Source organism: Streptomyces sp. NPDC054770 (assembly GCF_053611985.1).
On the sequence record NZ_JBSHBL010000031.1, the window covers coordinates 13,633 to 31,153 of the forward strand.

Here is a 17,521-nt window from a genome sequence, read left to right on the forward strand (position 1 = left end):
CTTCAGGCCCGGTCGTACTCGTCGGCCTCCGCCAGTTCCCGGGGCAGCCAGCCGGCGTCGGGATCCATCGCGGCGGCCCGGCACAGGTCCTCGCGCATGCCCGGCAGGTCACCCAGCCGACGCCGGACCCGGGCCCGCATCGCCAGCGCCCACGAGTAGTCGGGGTTCAGCGCGAGGGCGCGGTTCAGGTCGGTGAGGGCCTCCTCCTGGCGGCCCAGGTTGGACAGGGACGCGCCCCGGCTCGCGTACGCCGACGCGTAACCGGGGTCGAGTTCGAGGGCGCGGTCGTAGTCGGCCATGGCCTCCTCGTCGCGGCCGGTGACGCGCAGGGCGTCGCCGCGTTCGCAGCGGCCCCAGGCCCAGTCGGGTTGCAGGGCCAGGGCGTGGTCGAGGTCGGCGAGGCGGCGGACCTGGTCGTCGAGACCGCGCCAGACGCGGGCGCGGCGGGCGAACGCCCAGGCGTAGTCGGGCTTGAGCTCCAGAGCGTGGTCGAAGTCGGCCAGGGCCGCGTCGAGGTCACCGTGGCGTTCGTGCGCGGCGCCGCGGGAGGCCAGGGCGAACTCGCTGGTGGGGTCGCGTCGGATCCCCTCGCTCAGGTCGGCCATCGCCTCGTCGTGGTGGCGGGCGAGTCTGTGGTGCTCGCCGCGCAGGATGACGTTCCACGGGTTGTCCGGCTCCAGTTCGAGCACCCGGTCGAGGTCGGCGAGCGCGCCTTCGTAGTCGCCCGTCCCGCCCCGGGTGACGGCGCGGCCCCGGTGGGCCCGCACCAGATCCGGGTCCAGGGCGAGGGCCCGGTCGTAGTCCTCCAGGGCCCGCTCGTGCGCGCTGTCCCGGGCGAGCGCGTCGGCCCGCAGCGCCCACGCGGTCGCCCGCCACGGCTCGTCGCCCCGGGCGCGGCCGAGCAGCAGCCGGATCAGTTCGGCGAGGCCGCCGCCGGCGAGCGCCCGGGAGAGTTCGCCGCCGCGGGTCCGTACGGCCTCGGCGTCCGCGTCCTGGCCGGCCTCGGCCAGCAGCCGCGCCCAGGGCCGTACGACCTCGTCGCCGTGGGCGCAGGCCGTGACGACGTCGGCGAGGACGGCCGGGAGCGCGGCGCGGGGTCTCGCGCACAGCAGGTGGTACGACTCGCCCAGCCGCAGCTCCCGCCACTCCTCGTCCGCCCACAACTCCTCGGGACTCAGGCCTGCTTCGGCCTCCGCGCGCCGCCTGCCGTACGCCTCGGCGAGCCGGGTGTGCCGCCGGGCCCAGCCCTGGGGCGAGCGCAGTCGCTGGAGCCGGAGCATCGGCGCCCGTACCACGTCGTGGTACTGCAGCCGTCCGCCGCGCTCGCTGACGAACGGCATGCTCCTCAGCCATGCGAAGAGCGCGGCCGCCTGGTCCTCGGGGCCGTCCAGGACCGACCGGAACGCGTCCTCGTCGAGCCGCCGGGGCAGGGCGCCCGCCAGCGCGGCCGCTCTGCGCACGGGGTCCCGCTCCCATTTCAGGAACCGGTCGACGGCCGTGGCGCTCGGGTCCCCCACCTCCTCGGGGCCGACGGCCCCGGACTCGGCCAGGGTGGAGACGAGCACCGGAAGGCCGCCCGCGAGACGGAGCACCTCCGCGACCACCGGTTCGTCCCGCACCCCCTTGTCCGCGAGCAGCCCCCGCGCCTCCGCCTCCGTGAACGGGCCGAGCGGGAGGTCGGTCATGAAGTCCGCGAAGCCGCCCCAGCGGGCGGTGTCGAAGGGGTGCTGGCCGGAGGTGACCACGACGACGTTGGCGGGGAGGGTGCCGTACCGGTCGGTGGTCATCACGTCGTGCAGCCAGGGGCCGAGGAACGGGCCGGTGCGCTCGTAGGTGTCGAGGAGGAGGACGATCCAGGGGGCGGTGTCGGCCGCGCCGGCCAGCTCGCCCAGCAGCACCGGGGTCAGCACCCGCTCCGGGGACAGCACCAGCTGGGCGTCCTCCTGGCTGCGGAACCGGGCCCGGAGCCGGTCGGCGCCCTGGGCGAGCCGGTCCGCGTCCAGGGCGACGGCGAAGGCCCCGGCCACCGGCACCATCCCCAGTCCCACCTGCGCCGCCCGCGCCACGGCCAGGCTCCCCGCCGACGGCCCGTCCGGCTCCGCCGGATCACCCATCACGAGGGCGGCCTCCGCCTCGTGCCGCCGCTCCCGGTGCACGGCCAGCAGCCGCTCCAGCTCCTTGAACCGCCGCCCCTGGGCGGCGAATTGACGGGCCATCGCCGTCATGGCCTCGGGCACGCTGCCCGCGCCCTCGTCGACGTATGCGGTCAACGCGCCGGCCTCCCGGGCGATCTGCTCCAACTCCCGCACCAGGAAGGTCTTCCCGACCCCCGCGTCCCCGTGCACATGGAAGAGGAACCGGTGCCGCTCGTCCTCCGGCGGCAGCTCCAGGTTCCGCCGGAACGCGGCCCGCTCGTCGACCCGCCCGACGAATCCGGCCCTCCGCCGCCGCCCGATCAGCTCCTGCATCGACGGCCGTGTCGACCCCATCCGCACCACCCCCGCAGCCGGTCCGTGCCAAGTCTGGCAGAGGCCCCGGCGAGGATCACGCCCGGAACGGGCCCCGCTCGGCGTCGGCGGGGACGCGGGCCTCGCCCTCGCTGCTGTGACTCAGGTCTCATCACGTACGTGCAGCAGATCCCGGGGTGTCTCCGTCGAGGAGGGGTGACAGGAAGGGAGGAGCGTGTGGAGACGGACTTCGACGGTTTCGTCACCGCCCGGTCGGCCGCGCTGTTCCGGGGCGCCCTCGTCCTGACGGGGAACCGCGACGCCGCCGAGGATCTGGTCCAGGAGACCCTGGAGCGGGCCTGCCGCAAGTGGCGCACGATCTCCGCCAAGGACGCCCCGGAGGCCTATGTGCGGCGGATCATGGTCAACCTGGCCAACGACCGCTGGCGGCGCTTCCGCCGTGCGGCTCTGCAGGCGGACGGCCCCGACCGGGCCGCCCGCGGCGACGAGTACGGACAGGTCGACAGCAGGGACCAGTTGCTGCGCGCGCTGCAGCAACTGCCCATGCGGATGCGGACGGTGGTGGTACTGCGGTACTTCCACGACCTCTCGGACAGCGAGATCGCGGCCGACCTGGGCATCTCGCCCAGCACGGTGCGCTCCCAGCTCGCCCGGGGGATCGAGAAGCTCAGAAGCCAGTTCCCCGCGCTCTCCGCCCCTTCACCACGGCAGCACACGGAAGGAATCCGATGACTTCGTACGGCGACGCACGGCCTTCCGGCTGCACACCTTTCGAAGAGGAACTGATGAACGCCATGAACCGTTTCGCGAACTCCGCCGATGCGCCCGACTTCGACGCGTCCCGGATCGTGCGCCGCACCCGGCGCAGGCGGGCCGTCGGCATCGGCGCCGTCGCCGCCGCCCTCCTCATGGCGGGTGGGGGAACCGCTCTGGCCACCTCGGTCGCGGGCGGCTCGCACTCGGCGGCGAGCAGCACGGCCGCCAAGAGCGACAGCACCACCCTGCTGTTCGACGACCACGGCGTGACCGTCCCGATCGACTTCTCGCGTCTGGACCTGGTGCTCGCCAAGGAGGTGCTCCTGAAGACACAGACGAAGCTCGGCACCGTCACCAAGAAGGCCGTCGAGAACTGCAAGCCCGGTGCGGTGGTAGGTGTGGACCCGCACGCCCCGAAGATCGTCGAGTCCGGCGCCACGGTGAACCTGACCCTGTGCGCCGGCTGATCCGCCGGGTCGAACCGGGTTCCTGATCGGGCGATCGCGCCTGATGGACGAAGTCGGCACGGGCCCGGCGGAGTTGGCCGGCCCGTGCCCTCCACGGGCCGGCTCACCTGACATGCTGCCCCCATGTCGACACCGCCCCCGCGCCCCCGCGCGTCCGTCGAGTCTCCCGCCCCGTCCCCCTCCGTCAACGGCCTGCGCCTGCGGGCGCGTCGGGTGGGCCGGGAGGTCCGTGGGGGAGGGCGGATACTCAACGGCATATCGGTCGATGTGCTCCCGGGGCGGCTCACGGTCATCGCCGGGAGCAGCGGGGCGGGCAAGACCGTGCTGTTGCAGACGCTGGCGGGGCTGAGCGCGCCGACCGAGGGGGAGGTGCTGCACGACGGGCGCCGACCAGGGCCGCCGGGGCCGGACTTCGGGTTCGTTCCGCAGGAGGACATCATCCACCGCGAGCTGCCGCTGCGCCGCACGCTGGTGTACGCGGCGGGTCTGCGGATGGCTCCGGGTACGGCGGCCCGGACGGTGCTGGAGACCGTCGACCGGGTGCTGGACACGCTCGGTCTGGCGGAGCGGGCGGAGACTCCGGTGCGCGCGCTGAGCGGCGGCGAACGCAAACGGGCAAGTATCGCGGTCGAGTTGCTCACCCGTCCCCGGGTGCTGTTCCTCGACGAGCCGACGTCGGGGCTGGACCCGGTCACGGGTGCGGCGCTGCTGCGCACCCTGCGGACGCTGGCCGCGGACGGCACCACCGTCGTACTGACCACACACGTCCTCGCCGACCTGCTCCGCGCCGACCAGGTGGTGTTCCTCTCCGCGGGCGGCGAGGTCGCGTACGCGGGCGAACCGGCGGCCCTGTTCGAGGCCTTCGGGGTCGGCTCGGTGGAGGAGGTGTACGAGGCGGTGGCGGGCGGCGCGCGCGTCGAACGAGCCGTGGCCACCGAGGACGTCGACCTGCCTGATGCCGTATCGCCGCCTTCCGATGCAGCGCGCGTCGGTGTCCTGGCCCAGTGGTCGCTGCTGACCCGGCGCGGTACCGCGCTGCTGCTGCACAACCGGCTCTCGGTCGCCGTCCTGGCCGGCTCGCCGGTGATGATCGTGGCGATGTTCGCGGTGCTGTTCCGCGCCGGCGCGTTCGATCCGGCGGCACCGGATCCGGGCTCCACCGCGATGATCATGTTCTGGATCGCGTTCGGCGCGTTCTTCTTCGGGCTGACGTACGGCCTGCTCCAGATCTGCACCGAGCTGCCGGTCCTGCGCCGGGAGTGGCTCGCGGGGCTGCGGATCGGCCCCTACGTCGCCTCGAAGCTGACGACCATGCTGCCGGTGCTCGCGGTCGCGGACGCGTTGTTGCTGGTCGTGCTGCGCGCCCTGGACCGGCTGCCCGCGGCGGGCTGGGACACGTACGGCTCGCTGTTCGCCTCCAGTGTGCTGGCCTCGGCCGCCGCGCTCGCGCTGGGGCTGCTCGCGTCGGCGGCGGTGTCGGAGCCGGGGCAGGCGACGCTGATGCTGCCGCTGCTCTGTTTCCCCCAGGTGCTGTTCTCGGGCGCCTTCGTGCCGGTGCCCCGGATGACGGTGGCCGGGAAGGCGATCAGCTGGGCGATGACCAACCGCTGGGCGTTCGAGGCGCTCGGCAGCGGGGTGGGGCTGGACTCGCTGTGGCGGGCGGGGGGCTCGCGGCTCGGTCCGCCGCTGCTGGCGTCGTACGGGGACTCGTTCGGGCATCCGGCGAGCCGCGGGTGGCTGGTCCTGGCGGGCTTCGCGGTGGTGTTCCTGGCCTGGACGTGGGTGATCCTGGTGCGCAAGTGCCGGGACGGTGCGGCGCGGGACCGGGCGGGGCGCTGATCCCCCGCGCGGTCACAAGGAGGCTCAGCAGCTCTCCCGTGCGGCCAGCCCGGTTGCCGTCGGCACCCGGTCCCGGTAGGTCCGCGTCACGAACGTCAGGAACGTCTCGATGTCCTCGGGCTGGGACGACAGGCCCAGGGAGACCCGGACGGCGCCCGCCGACGGCAGCCCCAGCAGCTCCAGGTACTCGTCCAGGGAGCCGACCTGCCGGTCGGCCGCCGAGCGCAGCAGGGTCAGCGGCAGGTCGAACGCCTCCTCGCCGGCGCCCGGATTGCAGAAGCAGCCGGTGCGCAGGGATATCCCGTGGGCGGCGCTGTCGCGGGTGACGACGCGTTCGTCGACGATCCGGCCGTCCGCGCCGAGCACGTTCAGCGCGACCGTGCCGCCGCGGGCCGCGTCGGCCCGGTCGGGGCCGTACACCCGGACCAGCGGGGAGCCGTCGCTGTGCCGCAACTCCCGTAGTCCGGCGAGCAGTCGGCCGGTGAGGGCGGTGACGTGGGCGTGGATGCGGTGCATGCCGATGCCGTCGATCCAGGCGAGTCCTGCGGTCACGTCCGGCAGGGACAGGAAGTTGACGGTGCCGTCCTCGAAGGCGGCCTCGTCGGCGGCGAGGACGTGCCACTGGGCCTGGGCGCTGACGGCGTAGATGGTGCCGCCCGAGAACCAGGGGCGGCGCAGCTTGGCGAGGGCCTCGCGGCGGGCGATCAGGCTGCCGATGCCGGTGGGGTGCCCGAAGACCTTGTACCAGCTGACTGCGGTGAAGTCCGGGTGGTGGCGGCCCAGGTCCAGGACGTTGGTCGGAGCGAAGGCCGCCGCGTCGAGCAGGGTGTCGTAGCCGTGTGCCCGGGCGGTGGCGATCCAGTCCAGCGAGTGCTGGACGCCGGTGAAGTTGCTCTGCGCCGGGTAGGCGAGCAGGCCGCCGGCGCCCGGTCGCGGGCCGGGTTGGGACAGGGCGGCGAGCAGCCGCTTCTCGTCGATGTGCAGGCCCGGTACGTACACGGTCGCGGCGCCCCGGGCCCGCGCGTACTCCCGGAGGCCGTTGACCGAGTTGTGGTTGTCGAGCGACATCACGAGCCTGCTGTCGCGGGTGAACGGGTACGCCTCACCGACCAGGCGCAGGGCGCCGGTCGCGTTGGGGGTGAAGATGACGGCGTATTCGCCGGGGTCGGCGTTGAAGTGCCGGAGCACCGCCTGCCGGGCCTCGTCCAGCAGGAGTCCGGAGGCACGGGAGGCCGGACTCTCGGAGTGCGGGTTGCCGAACAGGCCGCCGGTGATCCGGCGGGCGCTGCCCATGACGAGGGAGCGCGGCGGAAGCCCGGCGCCGGTGTGGTCGAGGTAGGTGTGTCCGCCCTCGTCGAGGTAGCCGAACTCGCGCGTCCGCAACTCCGCGAAGCCGTCGGGTCCTTCCGCTCCCCCGTCGCGTATGCATCCGGTGGCGTCCGCCGTATCCATGAGAACCCCCTCGCATGAAACTTCGACAAAGGTATCCGCGTGCGAGCGGATCGCGACCGCGCCACGACGTCGGACGGCCCGGCAACTGCCGAACAGGGGGGTGCAGTTGGCCGGGCCGGGGAAGGACGGTGGCATGTCCACCTCCCACGCGCCTCGTGCGCTTCCGCTCGCCGCCGCCGTTCTCACCGGCACGGTCGCTCTCTACATCGCCCTCGTCGCCTTCGGGAACATCACCGACTTCGGCACCAACCAGGCCTTCGTCCAGCATGTGCTGGCCATGGACACCACGTTCAAGGACGACGACCTGATGTGGCGGGCCGTCACCGACAAGGGACTCGAGAACACCGCCTATGTCGCCATCATCGTGTGGGAGACGCTGGCCGCGCTCGTGCTGATCGCCGGGACCTGGCTCTGGGTGCGCCGTGACGACGTGCGCGCGCGGCGCGTCTCCACCTACGGCCTGCTGATGCTCGTGCTGCTCTTCGGCGCCGGGTTCATCGGGATCGGCGGCGAGTGGTTCTCCATGTGGCAGTCCAAGACCTGGAACGGGCTGGATGCCGCGACCAGAGTGCTGGTGCTCACGGGGCTCGCGCTCATCGTCGTACAGCTCTCGGACCGGTCGGCCACGGACTGAACCCGGCGCTCAGCCCACGTTGGCGCGGAGCATGGACGCGCCGAGCGGGGTCAGGGTGTGCAGGACGCTCGCGGCCTGCCGCTGGCTGGTGATCAGGCCCGCGTCGCGCAGCACGGTGGTGTGCTGGCTGATCGAGGACGCGGAGACCCCGGCGACCCGGGCGAGTTCGCCGGTGGTCGCGCCGGCGGCGGCCGCGCGCAGCACGGTGGCCCGGGTACGGCCGAGCAGCGAGGTCAGCGAGGCGCCGGCGCCCCGGACGGGGCTCGGCTGCTGGTGCAGCGGGTAGACGAGGACCGGATCCATGGCGGGGTCGGCGATCGGGACCGGGGTCTGCCAGCAGAAGTACGACGGTACGAGCTTCAGGCCCCGCCCGCCGAGCCGGAGGTCCCGGTCGACGGTGGGGTGGCCGACGTACAGGACCGGTCGCCGCCAGCGGATGTCCGGTCCCAGGCCGTCGAGCAGGGCCTCGACGCCGCCGTCCAGCAGCGCCCGGCACCGGATGACCCGGTCCGCGTCGATGCGCGCCTGTATCTCCTCGCCGTACGGGGCGATCGCCGTGTCGTGGTAGTCCCGCAGCGCCCGGACCAGCTCACGGCGGCCGTCCGGGCGGACCAGTTCCGGCACCCAGGGCGGGGCGCCCGAGATCCCGGCGAGGGTCAGCAACTCGGCCAGCACCCGGCGGGGCGGGGTGGCAAGCACGGCCTCCAGACCGGCCTCCAGGCCCTCGGACGCCTCGGCCGGATTGAGGAAGTCGGGGTAGTAGGGGCCCCGGTGGAAGAGCGGCAGCAGCATCTCCCGCAGGACCCGCTGCTGTCCGCTCTCCTGTAAGCGCCGGCACGTGCCCCGGTACCAGTGCGCGTACGCCCAGCGGCCCTGCCGGGTCTGGAAGCGGTGCAGACTCTGCCCGACCTCCCACAGCGGATCCGGCTCGTGGATCACGCGGGTCCGGGCAAGGTCGGCGTCCGTGAAATGAATGCGGAGCATGGCGGTCCCCCCACCCCCACGGGCCCTGGTCCGGGGCCTGTTCGTCCCAGGATGACCAGCCCCGTCCGCCGCTGAACACCACGAAACCCGAAAAACTTCTGGAGTAACCGATTCCCCCCTGTTGACCTGCGTCTTTAAGGCCACGCTGCACATCATGGCCACCGGTGGACGCCTCTGACACCGTGAATCCCGTCCATGCCATTCACCCTGCTCAGTCACCGTTCAGGGAGCGACAACATGAAGAGAATGTCAGCCGTCGCGGCCGGCGTCGTCCTGCTGCTCGGCACCGCGGTCGGCACCGCTGCCGCCGACTCGTCCACGAGCTCTGTCATCGCCGGCTCCGCGTCGTCGGCCCTCTCCGCCCAGGTCGCCACGCCCGCGGCCGTCCCCTCCGGCTGCTCGGCCGGTTACCTGTGCTTCTGGGTCAACAGCGGCTACAACGACGGGCCGGGCAAGCTGTCCGGCTCCAACACCAACTGGACCGCCTTCTCCCACTCCACCTGCCAGACCGGGACGTGGAACGACTGCGCCTCGTCGATCTACAACGACGGCGTGAACGACAACGCCGTGGTGTACACCGACGCCGGTTACTCGGGCAGTTCGGGCGTGATCGACAGGGGTGTGGGCGGCGACCTCAGCGCGGCCTGGAACGACGTCATCTCGTCCAACTCGTGGGTGGCGCCCTGACCGCGCCCCGGCCCCGGTGACCCCCCGCGGGCGGCCGGGGTTCCGCCCCCGGCCGCCCGCTCCGGGCACCTCGCGTCCGAGCCGCAGCCCGAGCCGCAGCCCGAGCCGCAGCCCCAGTCGCCGCCCCAGCCGCAGCCCCAACCGCCGTTTCAGTCGCAGGAGCACCTCCACGATGCCGAAGGCCTGCACACCCCTCGTCCGTACGCCCAAAACCGGCGGCCTCCTCGCCTGCGCCGCAGCGGCCGCTCTCGCCCTCACGGGTTGCGCGAGCCCCGCCCCGGCACCGCACGCCGCCCGGACCACCGCGATCACACCGGTCGGGCTCGACCTGCTGACCTATTCCGGAACCTACCCGGCCGCCGAGAAGTCACTGACCCGCGCCGAGTCCCGGCTCATCGCCTCCTGCATGACGGCCAAGGGACTCCGCTACGTGGTCGTCGACTCCGCAGCGGCGTCCGCGACCACCCCGAGCGCCCAGGTGGACCTCCCGCGGCGGCGCGCCCAGGGCTACGGGCTGTACGCGCAGTACGCGGCCGCCACCGGAAAGCCGACGCCGACCGGCACTTCGAACGGATCCTCGAACGCGGCCTCGGCGAACGACGCGTACGTCCGGCGCCTGCCCACCGCCGAGGCGGCCGCCTACATGACGGCCCTGCGCGGCGCCACGTCCGACCTGCGCACGTTCCGCATGCCGGAAGGCACCCTGGAGTTCTCGGTGAAGGGCTGCGAGGCGGACAGCCGCAAGCGTCTGTACGGCAGCCTGACCACCTACGCGGAGCTGGCGCTCATCCCCCAGAACCTGAACGCCACGCTGACCCGCCCGGTCCAGCGCGACGCCGCCTACCTGGCCCTGATGCGGAAGTGGAGCACGTGCATGGCGGCCAAGGGCTACCACTACGCGCTGCCGACCGACGCCCAGGCCCGCTTCAAGGCGGCGTACGCGCGGTCCGGCGCCACCACGGCGCTGCGGAAGCGGGAGATCGCGACCGCGGTGGCGGACGGCACCTGCGCGCTGCGGCTGCGGATCCCCACCGAGGTCGTGACGATCAGGAAGCGCCTGGCCGGTTCCCTGCTGACCGCGCGGCAGAAGACCGCCATGGCCGAGCTGGCGCAGGACTGGCAGCGGGCGACGGCGACCGCGCGGCGGGTCGTCCGGTCTACTTGACCACCGTCACCCTGGTGTCCGGCTCGGTGCCGAAGGTCCACAGTGCCGCGCCGTCCGCCTTGGGCATCCGGATGCCGCTGGTCTGCTTGCCGGCGGCGGGCGCCGGGGAGGAGCCGTCGACCGCGTTGGAGAAGGCGATCGACAGCCCCGACTTCGCGGCGAAGTAGAGGATGTGCTCGATCTGGACGCCGTCCGAACCGGTCGTGGACGCCAGGGTCTTGGAGATCGTGTAGGTGCCGGGGTCGGGGCTGACCGTCCCCGGCCACACCGCGAAGGTGCGGGTCGCCTTGTCGCTCGCGTCGACCGTCCACACCCGCTTGGCGCCGAGCGAGTAGACGATCCGGCGGCCGGTGCCGGAGGCCGCCGGTACGGCGGGGGCCTCCGCCGGGGCCGATGACGCGGAGGGGTGGGCGCCCGCCGAGGCACCCGCCGACGCACTCGCCGACGGGCGGACCGCCGCGGCCGTGGGATGCGGCCCCTTGTCGGCCTGGACGGCCAGGAGGACGACGGCGACCGTCGCCCCGGCCGTCAGGCCGGAGACCCAGACCCAGGAGGGCAGCAGTCGGGCAGCCACGGGTACGCATCTCCTCCGCTATGAGCCCCCGACTGTTCGCACAGGGGTCGGATCATCGTACTGTGCGCTGCCCGCCCGCCCGACGGCTCAGTCACGGCTCAGTCCATGGCTCAGTCCAGCACCGGCAGCAGCTCCGGCAGGTGCCCGTCGGAGGCCTCCGCCGCCCGCTGCCGTTCCTGAGGCACCTCGCCGTACAGCGTCGTACGGGGCCGCGCCGGACGGCCCGCCGCCTCGGCCACCGCGATCAGGTCCCGGACCGACTTGTACGAGCCGTACGACGACCCCGCCATCCGCGAGATCGTCTCCTCCATCAGGGTGCCGCCCAGGTCGTTGGCGCCCGAGCGGAGCATCTCCGCAGCGCCCTCCGCGCCCAGTTTCACCCAGCTCGTCTGGATGTTCGGGATGTAGGGGTGCAGGAGGAGCCGGGCCATCGCCGTCACCGCCCGGTTGTCGCGCATCGTCGGACCCGGACGGGAGATGCCGGCCAGGTAGACGGGTGCGTTGGTGTGGATGAAGGGCAGCGTCACGAACTCCGTGAAACCGCCGGTCCGCTGCTGGATGCCGGCCAGCGTGCGCAGGTGGCCCAGCCAGTGGCGGGGCTGGTCGACATGGCCGTACATCATGGTGGAGGAGGAGCGGATGCCCACCTCGTGGGCGGTGGTGATCACCTCGATCCAGGTGGCCGCGGGCAGCTTGCCCTTGGTCAGCACCCACCGCACCTCGTCGTCCAGGATCTCCGCCGCCGTGCCGGGGACGGTGTCGAGACCCGCCTCCTTCGCCGCCGTGAGCCACTCCCGGATCGACATGCCGGTGCGGGTCGCGCCGTTCACCACCTCCATCGGCGAGAAGGCGTGCACGTGCATGCCGGGGACGCGTTCCTTGACCGCCTTCGCGATGTCGAAGTACGCCGTGCCGGGCAGGTCGGGGTGGATGCCGCCCTGCATGCAGACCTCGACCGCGCCGACGTCCCAGGCCTGCTGGGCCCGGTCGGCGACCTGGTCCAGGGAGAGCGTGTAGGCGTCCGCGTCGGTACGCCGCTGCGCGAAGGCGCAGAAACGGCATCCGGTGTAGCAGACGTTGGTGAAGTTGATGTTGCGGGTGACGATGTAGGTGACGTCGTCGCCGACGGCCGACTTCCGGACGTCGTCGGCGATCCCGGTCAGCGCGTCAAGGGCCGGGCCGTCCGCGTGGAACAGCGCGAGGGCCTCGGCGTCCGTCAGCCTCGTGGGATCGTCGGCCGCGGTCGCCAGGGCCGCGCGGACGTCCGTGTCGATGCGCTCCGGCGCCATCCCGGGGGCGGCCGCCTCCCGCAGCGCGCCCCAGTCGCCGTACACCTCGTCGAAGTCGTCGCGCCGGTCGGTCGTACGGCCCTCGGTGTCGATGGCGGCGTGCAGATCCGTGCGGCCGGAGGCGACGAAGACCTCCTCCGGCTCCTGCCAGGGGTGCCCCTCGACCACCGCGTCCGGCACCGCGAGGCCCGTCTCGGGATCCGCCAGCGCGGCCACGTGCGGGCGCAGCCGCGGGTCCAGCCAGGGTTCGCCGCGGCGGACGAACTCCGGGTACACGCAGAGACGTTCCCGCAGCTCGAAGCCGGCCGCCGCCGACTTCTCCGCCAGCTCCTCGATCTGCGGCCAGGGCCGCTCGGGGTTGACATGGTCGATGGTGAGCGGCGACACCCCGCCCCAGTCGTCGATACCGGCCGCGATCAGGCGCTCGTACTCGCCTGCGACCAGGTTGGGCGGCGCCTGGATGTTGCCGGCCGGCCCCATGACCAGCCGCGCCACGGCCACGGCCGCCACCAGCTCGTCCAGTTCGGCGTCCGGCATGCCGCGCATCGCCGTGTCCGGCTTGGCGCGGAAGTTCTGGATGATCAGCTCCTGGACGCCGTGGTACGACCGGGCCACGCGCCGCAGCGCGAACAGGGACTCGGCACGTTCCTCGTACGTCTCGCCGATGCCGATCAGGATCCCGGAGGTGAACGGGACGGAGGAGCGCCCGGCGTCCTCAAGGACCCGCAGCCGCACGGCGGGTTCCTTGTCCGGGGAGCCGTGGTGGGGGCCGCCGGGCTCGGACCACAGCCGGGTGGCGGTCGTCTCCAGCATCATGCCCATCGACGGGGCGACCGGCTTCAGCCGCTGGAAGTCGGTCCAGGACATCACACCGGGGTTGAGGTGCGGCAGCAGGCCGGTCTCCTCCAGGATCCGGATGGAGACGGCCCGGACATAGGCGATCGTGTCGTCGTAACCGTGCGCGTCCAGCCACTCGCGCGCCTCCGGCCAGCGGTCCTCCGGCTTGTCGCCGAGGGTGATCAGGGCTTCCTTGCAGCCGAGGGCCGCACCCTTGCGGGCGACGTCGAGGACCTCGTCGGGGGACATGAACATCCCGTGCCCGGCCCGGCGGAGCTTGCCGGGGACGGTGACGAACGTGCAGTAGTGGCACTTGTCGCGGCACAGGCGGGTGAGAGGGATGAAGACGCTCTTCGAGTACGTGATGACACCGGGCCGGCCGGCCTCTGCCAGACCGGCGTCGCGGACCCGGGCGGCGGACGCGGCGAGGTCGTCCAGGGCGGCGCCGCGCGCCTGAAGCAGCACGGCGGCCTCGGAGACGTCGAGGGCGACGCCGTCCCGGGCGCGTTTGAGGGCGCGACGCATGGAGTTCTCGGTGGGGCCGGTACCGCCGGGGCGGTCGGTGGGGCCGGTTCCGGAGGTCGCGGAAGTCGTCATTCTTCGAGCATACGTAGGGGCTCCGTGGGTTCAGTGGGGCCGGGGCATGCGATGCGGGGAGCGGGCGGGGGCCTCCGGCCGGCCGGCCGGCGCGGAGGGGGCGGGTGCGGGGGCGTCCGGCCGGTCGGTCGGCGCGCGGATCACGTTCTTCGTGGACCGCGCAGCTCCGCGCACCGTGGCGCGCGTCCCACGGACGTCCCAGAGCCGCCGGAGCGTCGCAGGTCGGTGCGGCAACGGCGTCCCGGTCTCCCGCGGCCGCCGATTCTCCTTCCCGGGGCGGGCCGCCGTCCGTAGCGTCCGCCTCGCTCGCGGTGCGCCGGCCGGCCGGGCCCGGCAAGCCCGTCGGGGCCACCGGTCCGACCCGCCCGAACCGCAGTCCGCACTTGCCCTTGTTCTCGCACTCCGCACTCCGCGGATCCAGCGAAGGAGAGGTTCCGCCGTCATGAGAACTCCGTATCGTGCTCCCACCGGCAAGGCGTCCACCCGGCAACGCGGCTCCATGACCGCGAGACCCGGCTGGAGAGTCAGAGCCGGCGTCTTCGCCGCCACGGCCGCGCTCCTCTCGGCGGGCACGCTGCTCGGTGCCGCTCCGGCGTCGGCGGCGCCCGCGGCGATCAGGCTGACCTCCTCGTCCTGCCCCGCCGAGATCGTGCAGGGCCAGGTGAGCGGCTGCGTCACGGAGTTGCAGAACCTGCTCAACGCCCACGGCGCCGGCCTGACGGTGGACGGCAGTTTCGGGGCGAACACGCTCTACGCGGTGCGCCAGTACCAGTCCGCCACCGCGATCGCCGTGGACGGCAGGGTGGGCCCCCAGACCAAGGCCAAGCTGTACGCGACCGGGGGATCGGCACCCTCGCCGGTCAACCTCAACTCCTCGTCGTGCCCGGCGAACATCGTCCAGGGCGACAAGGGCGGCTGCGTCACCGAACTGCAGCGGCTGCTCCGCCACTTCGGCTACTCGATCGACCTGGACGGCGATTTCGGACCGGCGACCTACAGCGCGGTCCGGTCCTTCCAGTCCTCCAACGGACTGACGGTCGACGGCCAGGTCGGCACGAACACCAAGCGGGAGCTCTACGACACCGACGAGTCGCCGTCCACCGCCATGGACCTGCGCTCGGCGTCCTGCCCGTCGAACATCGTGGAGGGAGACAGCGGCGGCTGCGTCGCGACGCTGCAGGCCCTGCTCAACGGCAAGGGCCAACAGCTCGACGTGGACGGCCAGTTCGGCCCGGCCACGCTGGCCGCCGTGCGGTCGTTCCAGTCGGCGGCGGGCCTCTCCGTCGACGGACAGGTCGGCCCCAACACCAAGGCCGCCCTGTACGCGAACATCAGCACCGGCGGCGGCAGCGGCGCACCGGCGCCGGTCAACCTGAACTCCGCCTCGTGCCCGGGCAACATCGTGCAGGGCCAGAAGAGCGGCTGCGTCACCGAGTTGCAGAGCCTGCTCAACCACCACGGAGCCGATCTCGCCGTCGACGGCGACTTCGGACCGCTGACCTACAGCGCGGTACGGGACTTCCAGGCCGAGAAGGGCCTGTCGGTCGACGGCCAGGTGGGCCCGAACACCAAGGCCGCCCTGTACGGCGCGGTCACCCCGCCTGCCACCACCCCGCCCGGCGGCGGGTACGGCAACATCCTCGCCGTGGCCGAGGCCGAGGTCGGCACGGTCGAGGGCAGCGCCCGGGCGAACAGCTACGGCTCGGCCGTGGGCCTGTCGCTGTCCACCAGCAACTACGCCTGGTGCGCGACCTTCGTGAGCTGGGTGGCCAAGCAGACCGGGGCCAGCTCCTACCGCAACACCTACGTCTCGGGCTGGGTCAAGCAGGCGCGGGCCGGCAACTACCACCTCTCGGTGACGACGAACCCGCAGCCGGGCGACATCGTGGCCTTCGACTGGAACGGGGGCAACGACTACACCGGCGGACACGAGCACATCGGCATCGTGCGAACGGTGAGCGGCGGCTCCGGCTTCACCACCGTCGAGGGCAACACCGGCAACCCCAACGGCGGTTCGGACGGCGTCTACGTCAAGAGCCGCAGCACGAACGACGGCTACGACGTGCTGTTCATCCGGGTCCGCTGACCGGCCGCCCCGGAGGCCGGCCGCCGGGCACGGCAGCCGGCCCCGAGGAAGCGCAGGGACGTAGGAGGTGCCACGAGTTCCACGGCGTCGCCGGCCTGCGGCTCTGTCAGGGCCGCCGCCGCAGGAGAACGTAGCCGTCCTGGTCCGCGACGGTCCGGTAGCGGCCGCTGTTCCGGACCTCGGACAGCAGCCTGCGGTCGTCGTCGGGTGAGATCGGCCAGCCCATCGGCTGCGCGCTGTCGTCGATGATCCACTCCGGGTCGGGACGGCTGCCCCCCAGGCCGAACACGCTGACCTGGGCGCGGTTGGTGAGCTGCGGGACCAGCCGGTTGGAGGCGGCGACGGTGGCGCCGTCCGGGATGCGGTCCATCAGCCGCCGGGCGGTCGCGAGCCGGGGGTCGGTGTGCCAGGTGGCGGGCTGCGTCAGCTGCCACAGCGGGAACGCGGGCAGCATGAGCACGGTGACGGCCGCGCTCGCCGCCAGCGCGTACCGCACCGGTCCGGGCCGGGTCAGCGCGTCGACGAAGGCGGCGAAGAGCACCGGCATCAGGACCGCGCTGTAGTGGTAGCCGGTTCCCCAGTAGGCCTGGTTGTCCGACGCGAAGCGCCACAGGAGCGTCGGCAGGGCCGCCCGCAGGAGCGGGGAGCGCACGGCCAGGAACCCGGTCACGGACAGCAGGGCCAGCACCGTCTGCGCCTTGGTGTCCGGGGTGACCAGCCCCACCGTGTAGTGGAGGAGCAACTCGCCGGCGCCCGGCGTGGCGGACCCCGCGCCGGGCACGCTGGAGCTGTAGGCGAACGTGCCGCCGGGGTTGAACGCCGGTATCACGACCAGCATCTCCAGGAAGGACCCGAGCACTCCGGCCAGGAACAGGACACCCCCCGTCCTGCGGTCGTCGCGTTCGCCGGTGCGCGCGATCAGCAGGCCTATGACCGCGACGGTCAGCCCGAGGTCCTCCTTGACCAGCAGCAGCGGCAGCGCCCACAGGGCCGCGGCCCGCGCCCTGCCACGGCCCACCGCCGTCAGGGAGAACGCCAGCAACGGCACCGCGAAGCACACCTCGTGGAAGTCGAACCCGACCGCCTGCGCGACACCCCAGGAGGCGCCGTAGCCGAGACCGACCACCAGCGCCGCCCGCCGGCCGCGTACCTCCTCGGCCCACCTGGCCAGGGGTATCACCGCCACCGCGAACAACGCGGCCTGCGCCACCAGCAGGGTCACCGGCGTCGGCCAGACCCGGTACAGCGGTGCCAGCAGGGCCAGTACGGGCGAGAAGTGGTCGCCGAGCAGCGGGAACCCCGGTCCCTTGAGCTCGGCCACCGGCAGGTGCCCGTGCGCGTAGGACCGTACCGCCTGCTCGAAGATCCCCAGGTCGTAGCCGGTGGTCAGCATCCGCTGGTGCAGCCGCACGGACAGCGCCGTGTACGTCACGAAGCACACCAGGGCGAGCGACAGCGCGGTCGCCCAGCCGGGGGCGCCCCGCGCCGGCCGGGCCGTTCCGGCGACGGGCCCGGCCGCGTCGTCGCGGGACGCCGGGCGGGACGGGCGGGGCGTGGAGAGGAGCGCGGTCAGGCGGGTCGGCATGTGGAGGCCTTTCGTCCGGCGGATCACCGGTGCGGCGCTCGCCGCGCGGGTGAGCCGGCGCGGCGAGCACCCTTCCGGGGCCCGGACACCGTGCCGGGGAG

The 17,521-nt window shown here is 73.0% G+C and carries 13 protein-coding genes; 7 read left to right on the top strand and 6 right to left on the bottom strand.

Features of this window, described 5'->3' with window-relative positions; genetic code table 11:
* Positions 1–2: 2 nt before the first annotated feature.
* Positions 3–2,489, bottom strand: coding sequence for a tetratricopeptide repeat protein (locus ACWGKQ_RS25530; protein WP_453294264.1), 2,487 nt, complete (start codon positions 2,487–2,489; stop codon positions 3–5).
* A gap of 195 nt (positions 2,490–2,684) precedes the next feature.
* On the opposite strand from ACWGKQ_RS25530, the gene ACWGKQ_RS25535 reads away from it, so the two are divergent.
* From ACWGKQ_RS25535 to ACWGKQ_RS25545, 3 genes are all read left to right on the top strand, one after another.
* The gene (locus ACWGKQ_RS25535) at positions 2,685–3,200 is read left to right on the top strand and encodes a SigE family RNA polymerase sigma factor (protein WP_453294265.1); all 516 of its coding nucleotides are present in this window, start codon (positions 2,685–2,687) and stop codon (positions 3,198–3,200) included.
* A 62-nt stretch (positions 3,201–3,262) separates the two neighbouring features.
* Positions 3,263–3,691 (top strand): hypothetical protein, encoded by a 429-nt coding sequence (locus ACWGKQ_RS25540; protein ID WP_453294266.1) that lies wholly within the window; start codon positions 3,263–3,265, stop codon positions 3,689–3,691.
* Between the two features lie 123 nt (positions 3,692–3,814).
* Complete coding sequence (locus ACWGKQ_RS25545) at positions 3,815–5,530, top strand: ATP-binding cassette domain-containing protein (protein WP_453294267.1); 1,716 nt, start codon at positions 3,815–3,817, stop codon at positions 5,528–5,530.
* 24 nt (positions 5,531–5,554) lie between these two features.
* Here the strand turns inward: ACWGKQ_RS25545 and ACWGKQ_RS25550 are convergent, their stop codons facing one another.
* A complete protein-coding gene (locus ACWGKQ_RS25550) occupies positions 5,555–6,982 on the bottom strand; it encodes an aminotransferase class V-fold PLP-dependent enzyme (RefSeq protein WP_453294268.1) in 1,428 nt (475 codons plus the stop codon).
* Positions 6,983–7,115: 133 nt separating this feature from the next.
* Between ACWGKQ_RS25550 and ACWGKQ_RS25555 the strand changes: the two genes are divergently transcribed.
* Positions 7,116–7,616, top strand: a complete 501-nt coding sequence (locus tag ACWGKQ_RS25555) for a DUF2165 domain-containing protein (RefSeq protein WP_453294269.1) — start codon at positions 7,116–7,118, stop codon at positions 7,614–7,616.
* 9 nt (positions 7,617–7,625) lie between these two features.
* On the opposite strand, the gene ACWGKQ_RS25560 is transcribed toward ACWGKQ_RS25555, so the two are convergent.
* On the bottom strand, positions 7,626–8,600 hold the full coding sequence (locus ACWGKQ_RS25560; protein WP_453294270.1) for an ArsR/SmtB family transcription factor: 975 nt from the start codon (positions 8,598–8,600) through the stop codon (positions 7,626–7,628).
* Between the two features lie 237 nt (positions 8,601–8,837).
* Here ACWGKQ_RS25560 and ACWGKQ_RS25565 point away from each other — a divergent pair, with 237 nt between their 5' ends.
* Positions 8,838–9,287, top strand: a complete 450-nt coding sequence (locus tag ACWGKQ_RS25565) for a peptidase inhibitor family I36 protein (RefSeq protein WP_453294271.1) — start codon at positions 8,838–8,840, stop codon at positions 9,285–9,287.
* Positions 9,288–9,459: 172 nt separating this feature from the next.
* Complete coding sequence (locus tag ACWGKQ_RS25570; RefSeq protein WP_453294272.1) at positions 9,460–10,452, top strand: hypothetical protein; 993 nt, start codon at positions 9,460–9,462, stop codon at positions 10,450–10,452.
* Here the strand turns inward: ACWGKQ_RS25570 and ACWGKQ_RS25575 are convergent.
* Positions 10,445–11,026, bottom strand: a complete 582-nt coding sequence (locus ACWGKQ_RS25575) for a hypothetical protein (protein WP_453294273.1) — start codon at positions 11,024–11,026, stop codon at positions 10,445–10,447. The two genes, ACWGKQ_RS25570 and ACWGKQ_RS25575, sit on opposite strands and share 8 nt — an antisense overlap.
* A gap of 110 nt (positions 11,027–11,136) precedes the next feature.
* Positions 11,137–13,749 carry a bifunctional FO biosynthesis protein CofGH gene (locus tag ACWGKQ_RS25580; RefSeq protein WP_453294274.1) on the bottom strand — a complete coding sequence of 871 codons (2,613 nt, stop codon included), beginning with the start codon at positions 13,747–13,749 and terminating at the stop codon, positions 11,137–11,139.
* A 442-nt stretch (positions 13,750–14,191) separates the two neighbouring features.
* Here ACWGKQ_RS25580 and ACWGKQ_RS25585 point away from each other — a divergent pair, with 442 nt between their 5' ends.
* Complete coding sequence (locus tag ACWGKQ_RS25585; RefSeq protein ID WP_453294275.1) at positions 14,192–15,835, top strand: peptidoglycan-binding protein; 1,644 nt, start codon at positions 14,192–14,194, stop codon at positions 15,833–15,835.
* A 106-nt stretch (positions 15,836–15,941) separates the two neighbouring features.
* Here ACWGKQ_RS25585 and ACWGKQ_RS25590 read toward each other — a convergent pair whose 3' ends face one another.
* A complete protein-coding gene (locus ACWGKQ_RS25590; RefSeq protein WP_453294276.1) occupies positions 15,942–17,420 on the bottom strand; it encodes a DUF2079 domain-containing protein in 1,479 nt (492 codons plus the stop codon).
* Between the last annotated feature and the right edge of the window lie 101 nt (positions 17,421–17,521).